Source organism: Gluconobacter japonicus (assembly GCF_002723975.1).
GTDB classification, from domain to species: Bacteria; Pseudomonadota; Alphaproteobacteria; order Acetobacterales; family Acetobacteraceae; genus Gluconobacter; species Gluconobacter japonicus.
The window spans coordinates 222,057-240,214 of sequence record NZ_BEWO01000002.1 but is presented as its reverse complement, the minus strand read 5'-3'; the positions used below and the strand labels follow the sequence as shown (position 1 = coordinate 240,214).

General features: G+C 54.5%; 15 protein-coding genes and 1 tRNA gene. 14 read left to right on the top strand and 2 right to left on the bottom strand.

The window, feature by feature from the left end; all coding sequences use genetic code 11:
- Positions 1-257: 257 nt before the first annotated feature.
- Complete coding sequence (locus tag GJA01_RS02490) at positions 258-3,992, bottom strand: glycoside hydrolase family 99-like domain-containing protein (protein WP_062505476.1); 3,735 nt, start codon at positions 3,990-3,992, stop codon at positions 258-260.
- A gap of 130 nt (positions 3,993-4,122) precedes the next feature.
- Between GJA01_RS02490 and metX the strand changes: the two genes are divergently transcribed.
- The 3 genes from metX (at position 4,123) to GJA01_RS02475 (ending at position 7,680) form a co-directional block, all read left to right on the top strand.
- Positions 4,123-5,316: a homoserine O-acetyltransferase MetX gene (metX, locus tag GJA01_RS02485; protein WP_062505479.1), complete on the top strand. Its 1,194-nt coding sequence runs from the start codon at positions 4,123-4,125 to the stop codon at positions 5,314-5,316.
- Positions 5,316-5,915: a methionine biosynthesis protein MetW gene (gene metW / locus GJA01_RS02480; RefSeq protein ID WP_010504043.1), complete on the top strand. Its 600-nt coding sequence runs from the start codon at positions 5,316-5,318 to the stop codon at positions 5,913-5,915. The genes metX and metW overlap by 1 nt, the downstream gene beginning before the upstream one ends.
- A 460-nt stretch (positions 5,916-6,375) precedes the next feature.
- Positions 6,376-7,680, top strand: coding sequence for a DEAD/DEAH box helicase (locus tag GJA01_RS02475; RefSeq protein ID WP_010504041.1), 1,305 nt, complete (start codon positions 6,376-6,378; stop codon positions 7,678-7,680).
- Positions 7,681-7,920: 240 nt separating this feature from the next.
- Here the strand turns inward: GJA01_RS02475 and GJA01_RS02470 are convergent.
- Positions 7,921-8,010 (bottom strand) — tRNA-Ser (locus GJA01_RS02470).
- A 237-nt stretch (positions 8,011-8,247) separates the two neighbouring features.
- On the opposite strand from GJA01_RS02470, the gene GJA01_RS02465 reads away from it, so the two are divergent.
- From GJA01_RS02465 to GJA01_RS02415, 11 genes are all read left to right on the top strand, one after another.
- Positions 8,248-8,769, top strand: a complete 522-nt coding sequence (locus GJA01_RS02465; protein ID WP_253783438.1) for a Spy/CpxP family protein refolding chaperone — start codon at positions 8,248-8,250, stop codon at positions 8,767-8,769.
- A gap of 129 nt (positions 8,770-8,898) precedes the next feature.
- Positions 8,899-10,314, top strand: coding sequence for a signal recognition particle protein (gene ffh / locus GJA01_RS02460; protein ID WP_062505482.1), 1,416 nt, complete (start codon positions 8,899-8,901; stop codon positions 10,312-10,314).
- Between the two features lie 40 nt (positions 10,315-10,354).
- On the top strand, positions 10,355-10,708 hold the full coding sequence (gene rpsP, locus GJA01_RS02455; RefSeq protein ID WP_007283494.1) for a 30S ribosomal protein S16: 354 nt from the start codon (positions 10,355-10,357) through the stop codon (positions 10,706-10,708).
- A 32-nt stretch (positions 10,709-10,740) separates the two neighbouring features.
- The gene (gene rimM / locus GJA01_RS02450) at positions 10,741-11,283 is read left to right on the top strand and encodes a ribosome maturation factor RimM (RefSeq protein WP_062505484.1); all 543 of its coding nucleotides are present in this window, start codon (positions 10,741-10,743) and stop codon (positions 11,281-11,283) included.
- Positions 11,280-11,984: a tRNA (guanosine(37)-N1)-methyltransferase TrmD gene (gene trmD, locus GJA01_RS02445; protein ID WP_061933346.1), complete on the top strand. Its 705-nt coding sequence runs from the start codon at positions 11,280-11,282 to the stop codon at positions 11,982-11,984. The genes rimM and trmD overlap by 4 nt, the downstream gene beginning before the upstream one ends.
- Before the next feature lie 24 nt (positions 11,985-12,008).
- On the top strand, positions 12,009-12,401 hold the full coding sequence (gene rplS, locus GJA01_RS02440; RefSeq protein ID WP_010504000.1) for a 50S ribosomal protein L19: 393 nt from the start codon (positions 12,009-12,011) through the stop codon (positions 12,399-12,401).
- Positions 12,402-12,421: 20 nt separating this feature from the next.
- Positions 12,422-13,849: a 3-isopropylmalate dehydratase large subunit gene (gene leuC, locus GJA01_RS02435; protein ID WP_062505486.1), complete on the top strand. Its 1,428-nt coding sequence runs from the start codon at positions 12,422-12,424 to the stop codon at positions 13,847-13,849.
- Positions 13,849-14,475: a 3-isopropylmalate dehydratase small subunit gene (gene leuD / locus GJA01_RS02430; protein WP_062505489.1), complete on the top strand. Its 627-nt coding sequence runs from the start codon at positions 13,849-13,851 to the stop codon at positions 14,473-14,475. The genes leuC and leuD overlap by 1 nt, the downstream gene beginning before the upstream one ends.
- Entirely contained in the window at positions 14,472-15,581 is a 1,110-nt protein-coding gene (gene leuB, locus GJA01_RS02425; RefSeq protein ID WP_062505491.1) for a 3-isopropylmalate dehydrogenase, read from the top strand. The genes leuD and leuB overlap by 4 nt, the downstream gene beginning before the upstream one ends.
- A gap of 162 nt (positions 15,582-15,743) precedes the next feature.
- The gene (locus GJA01_RS02420; protein ID WP_061933344.1) at positions 15,744-16,946 is read left to right on the top strand and encodes a pyridoxal phosphate-dependent aminotransferase; all 1,203 of its coding nucleotides are present in this window, start codon (positions 15,744-15,746) and stop codon (positions 16,944-16,946) included.
- The gene (locus GJA01_RS02415) at positions 16,943-18,154 is read left to right on the top strand and encodes a pyridoxal phosphate-dependent aminotransferase (RefSeq protein ID WP_062505494.1); all 1,212 of its coding nucleotides are present in this window, start codon (positions 16,943-16,945) and stop codon (positions 18,152-18,154) included. The genes GJA01_RS02420 and GJA01_RS02415 overlap by 4 nt, the downstream gene beginning before the upstream one ends.
- Positions 18,155-18,158: the final 4 nt, after the last annotated feature.

Here is an 18,158-nt window from a genome sequence, read left to right as displayed (position 1 = left end):
GATCAAGAACGCCAGCATCCGGGTGACGCATGGCGCTCTTTCTGTTCGTCGCAAAGCCCAGCATCGCAGCCAGATCACCCTCAAGAAAAATTCAAGCGCGCCATTCTCCAGAATGAGGCGGATAAACGCGACCGTAACAATGCTTTAACGACTGATGGAGCGCGTCATTAGGCGTTAAAGCATTGCGATTCAATAAGTATCCTTTAGATATTTGTATTTATAAATATTCATATATATATCTAGTAATATCGATCAATTTAGATGTTAAATTGATCGATAATTTTCCTTTGATATAATTTTTGTTCTTTTATTCTTTCCTTTGAAAGTTCTATCCGTTGTGAAATAGTTTTATGCATAAACTTTATTTCGTTTATATGCCGATTTTTATCAAGAATATGACTTGCTGAATTTGCGTGGCGTCGGTGAATGTTCAGTGATTGCTTAACATACACGATGCCTGCTTCGTCTTGGTCCAAAAGCTCAAGATAAATACGCCAATCTCCTGCAACGCTGAGTATTCTGAGGTCTTGCTGGCATCTGCGTAGAGCGGCGCGCATTGGCGCGCGTTTGAAAACGGCTCCGCTCACGTTGAGGATAAGATTGCGTTCTGAGAGGCACGTCTTCAGAAAATCGCGTCCTTGGAAATATCCGTCATGATCTAAAATGCTCCCAGCCGTTTCGGAGCAGTAATTACGATAAGACGAGGTAAGAGGAGCACCATTTGTATCAATGGACCTGCTGTCACTGAAAGCCATTGTAGCATTGGGGTGCTGTTGCAAGGCATCAAAAAGTTTTTCCAGAAACTGTGGATCACAGAGATCATCTGCCTCTGCGATCCAAACCCATTCTCCTTGGGCCTCTTTGAATGCTTTTTCCCATTGACGAAAAACTGAACCTGAAGGTTTACGCCCTTTTATAAGGCGTATTTCGCGTTGCCATTCTCTGGCAGTATTCTGGGCGATATCTACACTTTTGTCTGTTGAGACATCATCCAGAACAATAATTTCAAGAATAGGAAGCGTCTGTGTAAAAATAGAAACCAACCGACTCTCTAAGTAACGTGCGTAATTGTAGGATGGTACGACAACCGAAATGGTCGGGAGTTGTGAGAATGCGTTATGTAAGAGAGCTTCAGCATAAGATTTGAAATGAAGCTGATTTTGCATTTTTCGTGCTATTTTTTTGCGATGCGAAAATGGTCGTTTTTTTGATTGCTGGCCAAGCGCAAAAAGGGCTTTCGCCATTGCGTTAATATCACCGAGCGGAACCATTGAATGCTTAGTATCGGCTGTATTCAAGCTTTCAAGAAAAGGGGGAATTCCGCCGCTGTCTTTAAACGCGGTGCAGGATAAGCCTGCGCTGAGAGCTTCAAGAGCAACAGACGGATAGGGATCTTCGCGGGATGTTAGGGCAAAAACGTCGGCTGCCGACAGCCAGTCCGACATGTTTTTCACATTTCCGGGCATGTGAAATGTTCCTGACGTCAAGGCTAGATCAAGCTCTGAACGGAGCCCATCTTCGAGGGTAGGGTCTATGCCTCCCAACCAGACGAAGTGAGCGTCATTTTGCAAAATACGCCATAATTGCAGGAAAAGATCGAAGCCTTTTCGCATGTCTGCATAGCCTGCTCCGAGCACCAAAAACTGTGTTTCTGTCAGCTTTAGTTTTTGACGAATGGCTTGTCGTGTAGATGTGCTCAAAGCAGGTGGTTGATACAGGCCTTGTGGAAGGATGCTTAGTTTGGGATGTTTTTCCAACCCAAGTCGTTGCGCAACGATTTGTGCGGGAACGATAATAGAGGAGGCGAGGTCACAACACTTATGCATTTCACTGACCAGCTTGCGAATATTTAAGATATTCGGCAATTCATGGATCAAAAATGTGTAGGGAATGCTGTTCTGAAAAAGGGCGGGTGCTAGTGGTGATGATGCGGAGCTATTGAGAATGGCTTGCTGAAAGCCTTCTTTCTTCAGAACGCTCAGTCTTTTTTTTGTTTCTGGAGACGTTACGGACAGAATCTCTACGGGCGCAATACGTCTGTATTCATCGACCATCGCCCCTCCTTCCAGCAGCACAAAGCGAAGATCCACACCAAAAGACGCACGAAGAGTTCGGCCTATTTCAAGCAGAAGTCTTTGAGCACCTGCAGGAAATGCATCATGACCGATCAGAAGGAGGCGGGCCTTGTTTAGCGAGCTTTTAAACCCCGTGCATGCTCTGGCTGTCGCATTCAAATAAGCGCTGCCAAAATGTACGTCGGGTTCAAGATATGCGCCTTCAGCCCATTCATTCCAGGCATTGATGCAGACGATGGATTCGCCAAAAAAACGTTCTTTTTGAGCCTGATCGACCAAGCCGGTCAGCCATCGCTCATAAAGTTTGGGTGTAGATCCGTGCAGGACCAGTCCTTGTCCCTGGCGGCGCGCATCATTATCCCAGGAGGGTGCCGCGGTCCGTATCAGGGGGTAGGATGTCGGAGGCTGTTTGAGAGCATTTTCGACAATATCTGAGTAATCATAAATCTGGCCTCGGAAATCTTCGTCCATCAGTTGCACGTGTTCGTTGATCAGACTGCAATTCGCAACGACCTTATGGGGCGGAAATTCGATGGCTCCATCTACGCCAAAATCACGAGGGTTCTCGGCGTTAAAAGCCTGCCCCATGACAAAAATCGGGTTCAGGTTATGTCGTTTTCTGAAAAGTTTGCGCCACCTTTCAAAAGCCTGAGGTGCATCCGGGATAGTCCCTGGCCTATACACCATGAGGAGAGGGCGACCTTGGACCTGGATATAGCGCGGGTCACGCATATGGCGTGCAAAGCAATCAATCAGGGCATGATCGTCTTCCGGCCGGTAATCCTGTGCAATGAGAATGTCGTTGTCGGATCCATCCCATCTGCGGCTCCAGTTTTCATTGGCCCACATGAGGCAGAACGGCAGATCAATATCAGGATTGGCCAGAAGCATTTCCAGCGGTCCATCAAGAAGCCGTTTGCGATTGAACCAGTAGAAATAGAAAACGAAACCTTCAATTCCCGCAGCCTTTGCCATGTCTGCCTGTCTCTTCAGTAAATCTGGAGACGTCAGTGTGTAATGGCCAAGGTCGCGCGGAATGCGAGGTTGATAGTGGTCAGCGAACCGGGGGAGCGCGCGGGACGTGTTTGTCCATTCCGTAAAGCCGTCTCCCCACCAGGCATTGTTTTCCGGAGTGGCGTGATATTGCGGCAGATAATAGGCCAAGATACGTGCGCGGCGGATCGCACTCTCTGGAAGAGGTTGAGTCTTTTCAAACAGTGGTCCGGGCGTGCTGCGTCGACGAACTTCCCGGAAAACCGTGAGTTCGTTTTGTGGTTGTGCAGGATGAATGCTGGGTTTGTGCCTATTTTCCAGGTAATGCAGGAGAGGGTTTGTATCTGGCTCATGTCGCAGATAGTTCTTGCGATAATAGACTGGATCAAATGCTTCAAAAGGCTGTCTGGCCTCACGAAAACCCTGGATCATATAGTGTTCGAGTGGGTCTATCCCTGCCGCAGCGACATCCGGGTAAGCTTTAAGATAGAAAGCCGGATCAAACTCTGCGATGGGCTGCAGGATCTGGGTGTGTCGGTTCAGCAGGTAGTGCGCCAAGGCCAGCATTCCCTCGGGAATGGTATAGGTTTGGGCATACCAGGCCGGATCAAACCACTTGATAGGCTGACGGCCTTCTTTTTCTCCAGCGATAACGTAATGAAGCAGAGGATCGCCAAGAACGTCCGGGTATTGTTTCAGATACCAGTGTGGATCAAAGAACGGGTTGGGTTTGCGTCCTTCTTTCCAGCCACAGTGATGATAATGCCGTAGAACGGCTGTCCCCAGATTTTTCAGGTCAGGATTGGTCTTCAGATAATAGGCGGCATCAAATGTCCCTGAGTATCCGAGGACCTGAAGGGAGGTGGGGCGTACGGAACCAGCGGAAGGACCGGGGCGAACGCAAGTTGTAAGACCATCTGGCATGAGATGTTTTTTTACTGTTTCTTAACAAAATTCAAGCACGTTAATTTATCGTCAATCGAGAAAGAAATTTGCTGTGTCGCCGGGACAATGTCATACCGTCCGCCCCGGAAGGCATTCGAGGTGGGAACTGATGGATCGCAGTGTGTCTTCTTCCGTTGAGGAAGGTCCTGTCTACACGCATCAAACCATGCGTCTGGAAGAGGGGATGGCGCTGGAATGCGGTGCTCATTTGGCACCTCTGGAAGTCGCTTACTGCACTTACGGCACGTTATCTGCTAGCCGCGATAACGCCATTCTCGTCTGTCATGCATTGACGGGTGACCAGTATCTTGCAGAGCCTAATCCGCTGACGGGAAAGCCTGGTTGGTGGAGCCGTATGGTCGGTCCTGGACTTCCAATCGATACGGACCGTTTTTTTGTGATCTGTCCGAATGTCCTTGGGGGGTGCATGGGGTCTACGGGGCCGCGATCCCTCTGTACCGAGACGGGTAAGGCCTGGGACGGCGAGTTTCCTCCTATTACGATGCATGACATCGTGGCCTCTCAGGTCCGTCTGGTAGATTATCTTGGAATTGAACGCCTCTTTGCTGTCGTGGGTGGATCAATGGGCGGTATGCAGGCGCTGACATGGGTGGCAGATCATCCAGAGCGCGTTTTCGCAGCTTTGCCCATTGCCACGTCGCCTTTTCATTCTGCGCAGAATATTGCGTTTAACGAGGTCAGTCGTCAGGCCATCTTTGCAGATCCTCACTGGCATGACGGACATTACCGGGATTTTGGTGCTATTCCGGCGCGTGGTCTGGGGGTTGCGCGTATGATGGCGCACATCACCTATCTCTCAGAAGAGGCTCTGAGTCGAAAATTCGGTCGGCGTGTTCGTAAGGAAGCGGCTACGGCCATTCCCGCAGCGAGCAGTCCATCGCTGTTTGGCGAAATGTTTGAGGTTGAAAGTTATCTCCGGCATCAGGGGTCAACATTCGTCCGAAGATTTGATGCAAACTCCTATCTGACGATTACGCGGGCGATGGATTATTTTGATCTGGCTGCCGAGCATGACGGCGATCTGTCAGCTCCTTTTGGAAAGTGCGAGACGCGTTTTTGTGTCGTGTCTTTTAGTTCTGACTGGCTTTTCCCGACGTCTCAGTCCCGACTGCTGGTGCGTGCTTTGAATAAAGCTGGGGCAAACGTCTCTTTTGTGGAAATCGAAAGTGACCGTGGGCATGACGCATTTCTTCTAGATGAGCCTGATTTGGATCGAACCGTAAGAGGTTTTCTGAATGGTGCTGCCGAACATGCCGGTCTTACCAGGGAGGAGGCACTCTGATGCGCGTTGATCAACAACTAATTGCAGAGATGATCCCCGCGAAAGCGCGCGTTCTGGATGTAGGTAGTGGCGACGGTACTCTGATCGACTACCTGTTTCGTACCCGGGGCTGTGATGCTCGAGGTATTGAAATTGACATGCAGAGTGTTACCCAGTCGGTCGCTCATGGTCTACCGGTCATGCATGGAGACGCAGATCACGATCTTGCACACTATCCGGATGATGCATTCGATTATGTTGTCCTTCAGAGAACGCTGCAGGCTGTAGAGCGTCCGCGAGAAGTGCTGAGGCAGATGCTGCGTATTGGCCGTCATGCCATCATCTCTTTTCCGAATTTCGGGCACTGGCGTTTGCGGCTGCAGCTTCTGACAACCGGACGTATGCCTATGACGTCTGTCTGGAGTACGCCTTGGTATTCCACGCCGAATATTCATCCCTGCACGATCAGGGATTTTCTCGCTCTGTGTGAGGAAGATGGATATGTTGTCCAACAATGGCTTGCTGTGGATGAAGACGGACTGAAAGCGCCTTGGAGGCGGTCAATCCGATTTGCCAATCTGTTTGGCGAGCAGGCCCTCTTTCTGCTCAGTCGCGGCTAAGTTTGCTTTTGAAGGGATATCCTTTCTGCTTGGTCAAAAAGGAAAGATATTCTTTTCTCCCGCTGCATTCTTTCTTGTGAGATGATTCACGGTTTCGCAAAACACGTGAAATAATAATGATTTTTTGTGAATCGAGCGTGCGTTTCTCTTGCGGCGAAAGGGAACGTGTCCTACATCAATCCGCAGATATCCCGGCATTTAAAGCAGGGAGATGCTGACGGTTTCGTCGTCATGCTGATTTGGTTTTGGCGTTCAGGTATCAGGCTTCATGATTCATTTTTGAAAAATGAAGTGACCAATTTAACCGGTCTCACTAGCTGGTAAATGGTCATGATGCTGGCTGAAGTCAGCTGAGAGCCGTCTCTCATCAACTCTAGGCTCAAAGCAGGCGTCCTTTCGTGCTCCCAAAGTACGGCTCGGGCTGTGCGAGCCAGGCCTTGTTATCCCTCAGGAGGGGTCCATGACCAGTTTCGCAGAGCTCAATTTAGCCGAACCAATCCAGAAGGCGCTTGCCGAAGAAGGATATACAACCCCCACGCCTATTCAGGCTGGCGCAATCCCGCATCTTCTTGAAGGCCGTGATCTTCTGGGGCTGGCGCAGACAGGAACAGGTAAAACGGCGGCTTTTGCTCTGCCGATCCTTGATTACCTTCTGCGAAATCGTCGTCCCCCTGCGCCAAAGACCGTTCGCGTTTTGGTGCTGGCTCCAACACGTGAGCTTGCGTCCCAGATTGACGAAAGTTTTGGGGCTTATGCCCGTCACATGAAGCTGTCTCATGCTGTTGTTTTCGGTGGCGTCGGTCAGGGGCGGCAGATTGAAGCGACGCGTCGTGGTGTCGATGTTCTGGTGGCAGCACCTGGCCGACTGCTGGATCTCGTAGGGCAGGGGTATATTGATCTCTCGGCTCTGGAAGTTCTGGTGCTTGATGAAGCCGACCGGATGCTGGACATGGGCTTCGTTCGTGATATCCGCCGTATTATGGCGCTTTTGCCAGAGCGTCGTCAGACGGTTCTGTTCTCTGCGACGATGCCGCAGTCCATCAGTGATCTGGCGCACTCCCTGCTGAGCGACCCTGCAACCGTTCAGGTTACACCTGAATCCAGCACTGTGGATCGTATCCGCCAAGCTGTCATGTTCGTTGAGTCGGAGAAGAAGAAAGACGCGACGCTGATGCTTGTTGAGAGCTCAAACGTTGTGCGTGCGGTCGTCTTTACGCTGATGAAGCATGAAGCCAACAAGGTTGCAGAGTTCCTTAACAAGAACGGCATTACTGCTGAGGCCATTCACGGAAACAAGTCACAGGGCGCTCGTGAGCGAGCCATGTCGGGTTTCCGCAACGGCACGGTCAAGGTACTGGTCGCAACGGATATTGCGGCACGTGGTATCGACGTCGACGACGTATCTCACGTTTTTAACTATGATCTTCCGAATGTCCCTGAATCCTATGTTCATCGTATCGGCCGTACGGCGCGTGCGGGACGTGATGGCTGGGCCGTCTCGCTCTGCGATGCCGAGCAGCGCGCATGGCTGAAGGACATTGAAAAGAAGATCGACAAGGCTATTCCAGTCGTAACTGATCATCCTTATCACTCTGATGCGGCCCAGAATTCCACAATGCGCCCTCCGGTTCTTGGTGGCGGGCGTGGCGGTGGTCAGCGCGGTGGTGGAAATGGTGGCGGTGGCCGACGCCGTTCTGGTCCGCCATCATCAGTGCGCGGATCTGCTGGCCGACGCGGTGGCGCACGTTCTGCCGGGCAGCGCTGACTTTTGATGAGGAGTAGATTTCAGGGATTGAAGTGCTCTGGAATCTGTCTCTACTAAAGAGGCAGCAAACCTCCATCCGATGTATCGGGTGGAGGTTTTTTTATGCAAAAAGAGTAAACATCTGCCACCGCGGGTGTCGCTGCTTGCGCATAGATGTTTCGCTGTAAGCCGGAATTGTCCGTTTCTAACGAAATGCCGGTAATTGAATGCGCCTGAATTATAAGAGGGTACGTATTGTTTTGGCGGAGAGGGTGGGATTCGAACCCACGGTACGCTTCCACGCACGGCGGTTTTCAAGACCGCTGCCTTAAACCACTCGGCCACCTCTCCTGACATCTGCCCCCAATTAAGAAAAAGAAGCAGAGTCGTATCCTGTTTTCAGGATGTGGGCGCTTCATGCAATGAGGAGGAAGGGACGTCAAGGGGTGTTATGGGTTACATACCCCTACGAGGTTTACGTTTCGAAACAGGAGTGGGGGAGTTTTGTAACAAGGAACGTGTCATCTTGATTGTCAGGGAAGCGGGAGTGCGCTTCCGTCTCCGACAACCCTCAAGGATATGACATCCATGACGGCCTTTCGTCTTTTTGCTTTTCTCCCTGTCGCTGCGTCTGTCGGGCTTCTTGCTGCGCCGCTTTTGGCTCGGGCCCATCCGGGTCAGTCCGTTCCATCCCGTGCGGGACTACACGGCGACCACGGTCCCGGCGATATGCCGCCTCCGTTTCCACCAGGTATCACTTTGACGGATGCGCAGAAGGCTCAGGTTCATACGATCTTCAAGCAGGCGCATGAGGATATGAAGGCTCAGCATGAAAAGCTGAAAGCTCTCCGTGACAAGATCCGCACAGAACTGTCCGCCGAAGGAGATTTGAATCGGTCGCTGCTTACAGACCTGACGCGTCAGGAAAGTGAATTGCACGCGCAGGAAGCGCAGGCGCGGCTTGCAACGCAGGAAAAGCTCCATGATATGCTGACGCCCGACCAGCGTCGTCAGGCGAATGCAACGATGGAAAAGATCCGCTCGCTTCATGAGCAGCTGGATGCCATCATGGGGCATCCGCCGGAAGACGGTCCGCCGCCAGCCCCCTGATTTCTGACAGAACACCGCTCTATTGCTTGACGTCAGTGTCACAAGTCGATAGAGCGGTCCTGTTTTCGGACACGCCACATCGCGAAGGCTCGCGCAGTGGCGCGTTTCTGTTTGCTATAAGGTGGCCCGTTGTTCGATCAACTCTCAGGCAAGATGTCCGGTGTCCTCGAAGGACTTTCCAAGAATGGAAAGCTCACCGAGGGTGATGTCACCGAGGCAATGCGCGAAGTCCGTCTGGCTATGCTGGAAGCGGACGTTGCGCTGCCAGGGGTGCGTGACTTCGTCAACAAGGTTCGCGAGCGTGCTATCGGGCATGAAGTGCTTGAAAGCGTGTCTCCCGGTCAAGCTGTTGCCAAGATCGTCAACGATGCTTTGATTGATGCGCTGGGTGGTGCAGGCGCAGTTCCGCTGAACCTCGCCGCGGTGCCGCCTGTTCCTGTGCTGATGGTTGGCTTGCAGGGCTCCGGCAAAACAACGACGTCGGGCAAGATTGCTCTGCGTCTGTCGCAGCGTGAAGGCAAGAAGGTTCTTCTCGCCAGTCTGGACGTCTATCGTCCAGCCGCTCAGCTTCAGCTTCAGCAGTTGGCAGAGCGCGTCAATGCCATCACGAAGCGTGTCACCGCTCTTCCGATTGTTGCCGGACAGTCGCCGGTAGAGATCGCCAAGCGCGCGCTCGATACGGGGCGCCGTGAAGGCTGCGACGTTGTTATCCTCGATACGGCAGGCCGTCTTTCCATCGACGAAGCCCTGATGGACGAGGTGCGTCAGATTCGCGCTGTCACGAACCCGGCGGAAACGCTGCTGGTCGTGGATGCCATGACGGGTCAGGACGCGGTCAATACGGCCAAGTCCTTCAATGAGGCTGTCGGTATTACCGGCGTCGTCATGAGCCGTATGGATGGTGACGCCCGTGGTGGTGCGGCTCTGTCCATGAAGGCCATCACGGGTGCGCCGATCAAGCTGACCGGCTCTGGCGAAAAGCTGGAAGCCCTTGAAGAATTCCATCCGGAACGCGTGGCCGGTCGTATTCTCGGTCTGGGTGACGTGGCTGGTCTCGTGGAGCGCGCAGCGGAAACGCTCGACCACGAGGAAGGCGAGCGTGTCGCGAAGAAGATGCTCGCTGGCAAGTTTGATCTGGATGACTATGTCTCCCAGATCAACCAGATCAACCGCATGGGGTCGATCTCGGGTATTCTCGGCATGCTTCCGGGCATGGGGAAGATCAAGGATATGCTGGGTGACAAGGAGATCGACACATCGATCTTCAAGCGTCACAAGGCCATCATTTCCTCGATGACCAAGCAGGAACGCAAGACGCCGGGAATCATCAAGGCATCCCGCAAGAAGCGGATTGCCGCGGGTTCCGGAACGACGGTTCAGGAAGTGAACCGTCTGCTCAAGCAGTTTGACGACATGTCCACAATGATGAAGCGCATCAGCAAAATGGGCCTTGGTGGCCTGATGCGTGGCATGGGTGGGGCAGGTGGTCTGGCTGATATGATGAAGGGGATGGGTAAGCCTGGTGGCCGCCCGCCTTTCGCCTGATCAGTCTCAAGTTTTCAAGTTTGTCCTTCAGGAGTTTTTCATGAGCCTTAAGATTCGCCTTGCACGCGCAGGTGCCAAGAAGCGCCCTTACTACCACATCGTTGTTGCTGACAGCCGCAGCCCGCGCGACGGCCGTTTCATCGAGAAGGTTGGCGCATACAACCCGATGCTGCCTTCCGATCATGCTGACCGTATCCGCCTCGATGGCGAGCGTATCACGCACTGGCTGTCCAATGGCGCACAGGCCACGGATCGCGTTGCACGCTTCCTTGGTAACGCTGGTCTGGCTCCGAAGCCGACATACAGCGAGCAGCCGAAGCAGTCCGCTCCGAAGGCAAAGGCACAGAAGCGCGCTGCTGATGCCGCTGCTGCCGCTGCTGCTACGGCCGGCTGATCAACTGCTGACGCATCAGGACGCCTGACCCCGTGCCCCGCTTCAACCCTGACAGTGATGTTCTGATCGCCACCATCGGTCGCCCGCATGGTGTTCGCGGTTTGGTGCATCTGCATGGCGCCACTGACGATCCGGAAACGGTTGAAACGATCGGTGTGCTGCATGACGAGCATGGAGCGGCATGGACGGCGCGCTGGGTTTCTCCCGGTGTCGCAGCGCTGACGGACGGGCAGGGAAACACTCTGCCAGACCGGACGGCTGCCGAGCGGGTTGTCAACCGTCGGCTGTATGTTGCGCGCGACGTTCTGCCTGCCGTTGAGGAAGACGAGTTCTATCATGCTGATCTGATTGGCATGACGGCTGTCTCCGAAAGTGGCGACGTTCTTGGAACCATTACCGTGGTCCATGACTACGGTGCTGGCGTCAGTCTCGAGATTGATCGGGGGCTGATTGTTCCATTTACGATGGCCTGTGTGCCGCATGTCGATCTCGCGCAGCGTCGCGTGACCGTCGTGCCGCCGATCGAAGTCGAGGTTGAAGGTGATCTCGACGGAGAGGTTCAGGTTCGGGCATGAGCTGGCGCGCTGACATCCTGACCCTGTTTCCGGATATGTTTCCGGGTCCGCTGGGTTTTTCCCTGGCGGGCAGGGCGCTAGAGCGCGGGATCTGGTCCTGTGAATCGCATGATCTGCGTGAGCATGGACTGGGTCGTCATCGCGCTGTGGATGACACGCCGTTCGGCGGCGGTGCTGGCATGGTGATGCGGGCAGATGTTCTGGACACGGCTCTTTCGGCGCTTCCCGCGTTGGATGGCCGTCCAGTCATTTACCCGACACCGCGTGGGCGCCGTCTGTCCCATGAGGATGCAGAGCGTTTCGTGGCAGGGCCGGGCGTCGTGGTTCTGTGTGGGCGTTTTGAAGGGATCGACGAACGTGTGCTGGAAAAGCACGACATCGAACAGTTCAGTATGGGCGATGTCGTGTTGTCAGGTGGAGAAATTCCAGCCCTGATGCTTCTGGACGCATGCGTACGTCTTTTACCGGGAGTGATGGGTTCCCAGATGAGTGGGCAGGACGAAAGTTTTGCCGAAGGTCTGCTGGAGTACCCGCAATATACGAAGCCGGCGGTCTGGGATGGGCGGGAAGTGCCCGAAATCCTGCTCTCCGGCAATCATGGTGCCATCGCCCGCTGGCGTCATGAACAGTCAATCGCCGTCACGAAGGCACGTCGCCCCGATCTGTGGGATGCGTACCTGGCGCGACAGCAGGTTCATTGAATTTTTGTTTCCAGGAGTTTGGTCATGAACATTATCCAGCAGTACGAGGCGCGCGAAATCGAGCGTCTTTCCGCAGCTCGCGCAGTTCCGGAATTCATCGCAGGTGACACGGTTCGCGTTGGCGTCCGCGTTGTCGAAGGTACGCGTGAGCGCGTGCAGAACTTCGAAGGCGTTGTCATTGCCCGTTCCAACAAGGGCCTGAACAGCAACTTCACGGTTCGCAAGATTTCCAACGGTGAAGGCGTGGAGCGTGTGTTCCCGCTGTACGCTCCGTCTCTCGCCAGCATCGAAGTGGTGCGTCGTGGTAAGGTGCGTCGTGCAAAGCTGTACTATCTGCGTGGCCGTTCGGGTAAGTCTGCACGTATTGCAGAGCGCCCGCGCGATCTGCCGAAGGCTGGTGAAAAAGCCGCTTCCTAAGTCAAGGTTGGAGTATAAGGATGCCCGTTTCTTCTTCGCCCAGAACACTGTTTGACAAGATCTGGGCCGATCACGTTGTTGACCGCCTCGAAGACGGGACGTGCATCCTATACATTGATCGTCATCTTGTTCACGAGGTGACAAGCCCGCAGGCTTTTGAAGGTCTGCGGATGGCCGGACGTCGCCTGCGCCGTCCGGACGCAACAGTCGCCGTTGTGGACCACAACGTCCCAACGTCCGACCGTTCCCAGCCGATTGAAGAGCCGGAAAGCCGTCTCCAGATCGAAACGCTGGAGAAGAATGTCGCTGAGTTCGGCGTTCCCTATTTTCCGCTGCGTTCCGCGTCTCAGGGCATCGTTCACGTTGTCGGCCCGGAGCAGGGTATTTCCCTACCAGGCATGACGATCGTTTGTGGTGACAGTCATACCTCGACACATGGTGCGCTCGGCGCGCTGGCGTTCGGTATTGGTACGTCAGAAGTCGAACACGTCATGGCGACCCAGACGCTTCTCCAGAAGCCCGCAAAGAATATGCGTGTTTCTGTCGAGGGCAAAGTGGGGTCGGGCGTGACAGCCAAGGACATCATGCTGGCCATTATTGGCAAGATCGGTACGGCTGGCGGCACTGGCCATGTGATCGAGTTTGCTGGCTCTGCAATCCGCGACTTGGACATGGCGGGGCGCATGACGCTCTGCAACATGTCCATTGAGGGCGGTGCAAAGGCTGGTCTGATCGCTCCGGACGAAACAACTTTCGCCTATGTGAAGGGGCGTCCGTTTGCCCCGAAGGACGAAGCATTCGAGCAGGCTTGTGCTTACTGGCGCACGCTGGCATCGGATGAAGGCGCTCATTTCGACACGGAAGTGACGTTGAAGGCCGAAGACATTGTGCCTTCAGTGACCTGGGGCAATAGCCCGCAGGACGTTCTGCCGATTGATGGCGTTGTGCCGTCTCCTTCTGATTTCAAGGATCCGGCACAGGCCGCACAGGTTCAGCGCGCTCTGGATTATATGGGCCTCACGGCTGGCCAGAAAATCGCCGGAACGCCGGTCGATGTCGTATTTATCGGCTCCTGCACCAACAGTCGCTTGGAAGATCTGCGCGCTGCTGCTGAAGTTGTGCGCGGACGGCATGTTGCGAAGACTGTTCGCGCCATGATTGTTCCGGGCTCAGGCCTTGTGAAAGCGGCTGCCGAGGCCGAAGGGCTGGACAAAATTTTCCTTGATGCCGGCTTTGAATGGCGCGAGGCGGGTTGCTCGATGTGTCTGGGGATGAACCCGGATCGTCTGACGCCGGGAGAGCGTTGCGCCTCTACGTCCAATCGTAACTTTGAGGGCCGTCAGGGGCCGGGCGGCAGAACGCATCTGTGCTCACCATCCATGGCTGCGGCCGCGGCTGTCACGGGTACGCTATGTGATGTGCGTGAGCTGATGAAGGAAACCGTCTGATGGAAAAGTTCACGGAACTGACCGCCATTGCGGCTCCGATGCCGAATGAAAATATCGACACCGATCAGATCATTCCGGCACGCTTTCTGAAGACCATCCAGCGCACTGGTCTCGGCAAGAATGCTTTTGCGGCGCAGCGTTACGACGATAACGGCAACGAGAACCCGGATTTTGTTCTAAACAAAGAGCCGTATCGTCATGCTGAAATCCTCATCACCTATGACAACCTCGGCTGTGGCTCGTCTCGTGAGCATGCGCCTTGGGCTTTGCTGGATTTCGGTATCCGTTGCGTCATCGCGCCAAGCTTTGCCGACATTTTTTTCAATAACTGTTTCAAGAACGGTATCCTGCCGATCCGTCTGCCACGGGAAATCTGTGACGAACTGATGGGCGATGCACGCCAGGGTGCGAATTCCCGTCTGACGGTCGATCTGGAAAAGCAGATCATCATCCGCCCGGATGGAAATGTTGTGCCGTTTGAAGTTGATCCTTTCCGCCGTCACATGCTGCTCGAGGGTCTGGACGATATCGGCCAGACGCTGGCGCATGATGCGGAAATCAGCAGCTTTGAACATCAGGTCAGCCGTGCATGGGTGCCGTCAATCAGCATGGGAACTGCAAAATGAGTGAAGCCCACAAGCTTCTTGTTCTTGCCGGTGATGGTATCGGCCCGGAAGTCATGCGTGAAGTTGCACGGATTGTGCACTGGCTGGACGCAAACCGTGGCCTGAAACTGGACATCACGGAAGAACTCGTTGGCGCGGCTTCCCTCGCAGTCCATGGCGTTCCTATCCGTGATGAGGTTATCGACCTTGCCCGGAAGTCTGATGCGGTTCTGTTTGGTTCGGTCGGTGATCCGGCCTGGGGCCATGTCGGGTTCGACAAGCGCCCTGAAGTGGCCATTCTGAAGCTGCGCAAGGAGCTTGAACTTTTTGCAAACCTTCGTCCGGCCCAGCTTTTTGATGCGCTGATTGATGCGTCAGCCCTGAAGCCAGAAGTCGTTCGCGGTCTCGATATCATGATCGTCCGTGAGACGGTCGGTGGTATTTATTTCGGCGAGCCGCGCGGCATCGAGACGCTTCCAGACGGGTCCCGTCGCGGGATCAATACGGAAGTCTATACGACGTCCGAGATCGAACGTGTCGCCCGCGTTGCTTTTGAGATGGCCCGTCAGCGCAGTAATCGCGTCTGCTCCGTCGAGAAGTGCAATGTGATGGAAAGCGGCCTCCTGTGGAAGGAAGTCGTCACGGATCTACACAAGCGCGAATATCAGGATGTGGAATTGTCCCACATGCTGGCCGATAACTGTGCCATGCAACTCGTTCGTAACCCGAACCAGTTTGATGTGATTGTTACGGGCAACCTGTTCGGAGATATTCTATCCGATCTGGCCTCCATGCTGACGGGTTCGCTCGGTATGTTGCCGTCTGCAACGCTTGGCATTGTCCGTGAAGATGGCAAGCGCAATGCGCTGTACGAGCCGATCCATGGCAGCGCGCCGGATATCGCTGGCAAGGGCATTGCAAACCCACTGGCGCAGATCCTCTCCTTCGCGATGCTGCTGCGGTATTCGCTGAATCGCGCAGAAGATGCTGACCTGATCGAAAAGGCAGTGTCCAACGTGCTGGCCAGTGGTCTGCGCACAGCCGATATCATGTCTCCGGGGATGGCTCGCGTTGGCACAGATATGATGGGCCAGGCTGTCGTTCGTGAAATGGAAAAGCTGGCCTGATATTCAGGTAAGTTGAAGTGTGAAAAGGCCGGATGGCTCCTAAGGGGGTTATCCGGCTTTTTTTATGTAAAAAACGCACCTCTCATCTGCAGATGGGCTGTGGTCAAATGCCTATCGGGAGCGGTAGGGTTCCTGCGCGATAAAGCCCATCAGGAACCCATCATGTCTTTCATTGCCGACCGTCTGAACCGTATCCTGCCGAGCCAGACGATTGCGATTACGCAGAAAGCCCGCGCCCTGAAGGCGGAAGGCCGTGACATCATCAGCCTTTCCGCAGGCGAGCCGGATTTCGATACACCCGACTTCGTTAAGCAGGCTGCCATTCGCGCTATCCAGAACGGCGAGACGAAATACACGGACGTTGCTGGCACGATGCCGCTCCGTGAAGCAGTCGCTGCCCGGCTGAACGCTGATTTCGATCTGGATTACCGTGCTGAGGAAATTTGTGTTTCGACTGGCGGCAAGCAGGTCATTTACAATGTGATGGTTGCCACCCTGAATGCAGGTGATGAGGTCATCATTCCGGCGCCGGCTTGGGTGTCTTACCCTGATATCGTCTCGTTGGCGGACGGAACGCCTGTTGTGGTTCAAACGACGGCTGAAAACGGTTTCCGCCTGACGGCTGACCAGCTTCGCGCAGCTATTACGCCGAAGACGAAATGGCTGATGTTGAATTCACCCTGTAATCCAACAGGTGCAGCTTATGATGAGCATCATCTTAAAGCGCTGACTGACGTTCTGATGGAGCATCCGCATGTGTGGATTCTGACAGACGATATGTACGCCAAGCTGATGTATGAAGGTGCCGTCGCCAAGACGTTCGTTCAGGTCGAGCCCCGTCTACGAGACCGGACGGTGACGATGAATGGCGTGTCCAAGGCCTATGCCATGACCGGCTGGCGAATTGGCTTTTCCGCGGCTCCTGTGGAACTGACACGTCAGCTCATCAAGCTGCAAGGACAGAGCACAAGCAATCCATGCTCTATTGCACAGGCTGCGGCCAAGGAGGCTGTTTCAGGCCCGCAGGATTTCATTGGCGAAATGGTGAGCGTTTATGAGCAGCGCCGCAATCTTGTGGTGTCCATGCTCAATGAAGCACCTGGCCTGAGTTGTGCCAAGCCGGAAGGCGCATTTTACGTCTTCCCATCCATAGAGGGAACGCTTGGCAAAACGAGTAAGGGCGGCCATCTGATCGATAGTGACGAAGCTTTTGTGACGGCGCTTCTCGATGAAACGGGCGTGGCGGCTGTTCATGGAAGTGCCTTCCTGACGCCTGGGTATTTCCGGATTTCCTATGCTACGAGCACGGAACTTCTGAAGGAAGCCTGCACCCGTATCCAGCAGTTCTGTCAGGGTCTGTCATGACGTTCCGCATCGCATCCCGTTTGGCAACGCTTCCCAAGCCTGCGACCATTGCCATGGCCGCGCGGGCCCGTGAACTACGGGCCGAGGGTAGGGATGTCATTTCCCTAGCATTGGGGCAGCCAGATTTTCCATCACCGCCGGAAGCCATCGAAGCGGCCTATGCGGCTGGTCTGGCGGGGGATACGGGTTATCCGCCTATCCCCGGCCAGAAGGCACTGATCGACGCTATTATCCAGAAGTTCAAACGGGATAATGATATTGCTGCGACACCAGACCGGATCATGGTCGCGAACGGTGGCAAGCAGGTTATTTATAATGCGTTTACGGCGACACTTGAGGAAGGCGATGAAGTCATTGTCCCTGCGCCGTACTGGGTCAGTTATCCACTGATTGCGCGGATGCTGGGTGGGAAGGCTGTGGAAGTAGCCTGCCGGGAAGAGGATGGTTTCCGCCCTGACCCATCTGCCATCAAAGCCGCGATTACACTGAAAACCCGCTGGCTGGTTCTGAATTTCCCCAACAACCCAACCGGAGCCATTCTGGAGCGACAGGATCTTGAGGCGATTGCCGATGTCCTGCGTGAAGCCCCACATGTTCTAATCATGTCAGATGAAATTTACGAGCATCTGACGTTTGATGGCCGCAAGCATCTGTCCCTGCTTCAGGTGGCTCCCGATCTGGCAGATCGTATCCTCGTCATCAACGGTATGGCGAAAGCCTACGCCATGACGGGATGGCGTGTCGGGTTCGCCTGTGGCCCGGTGCCGCTCATCAAAGCGATGATTGCTGTGCAGGGCAATACAACGTCTGGCGTCTGCACGCTGGCGCAGGCGGGGTCTGTTGCTGCGCTGAATGGTGGGCTGGAGCGCATTGAACAGATGCGTGAGACCTATCAGCGTCGGCGTGATACCATGGTGGCCGCTCTTCAGGCGATCCCCGGTCTGACCTGTGCCATCCCGGAAGGAGCGTTTTACGTCTATCCGGGTGTCGGCGCACTTCTTGGTGGTACGTCCGGTAATGGGCGTGTGCTGAACACGGATGTGGATTTCGCTGAAGCCCTACTCGACGAGGCCTATGTTGCGACCGTCCCCGGAACAGCCTTCGGATACAGCCCGTATCTGCGCTTATCCTGCGCGGCATCGGATGAGCAGCTTGCGGAAGCCTGCAGACGTCTGGCTGGGTTTGTGAAAGCGATTCAGAAACCCTGAGAGG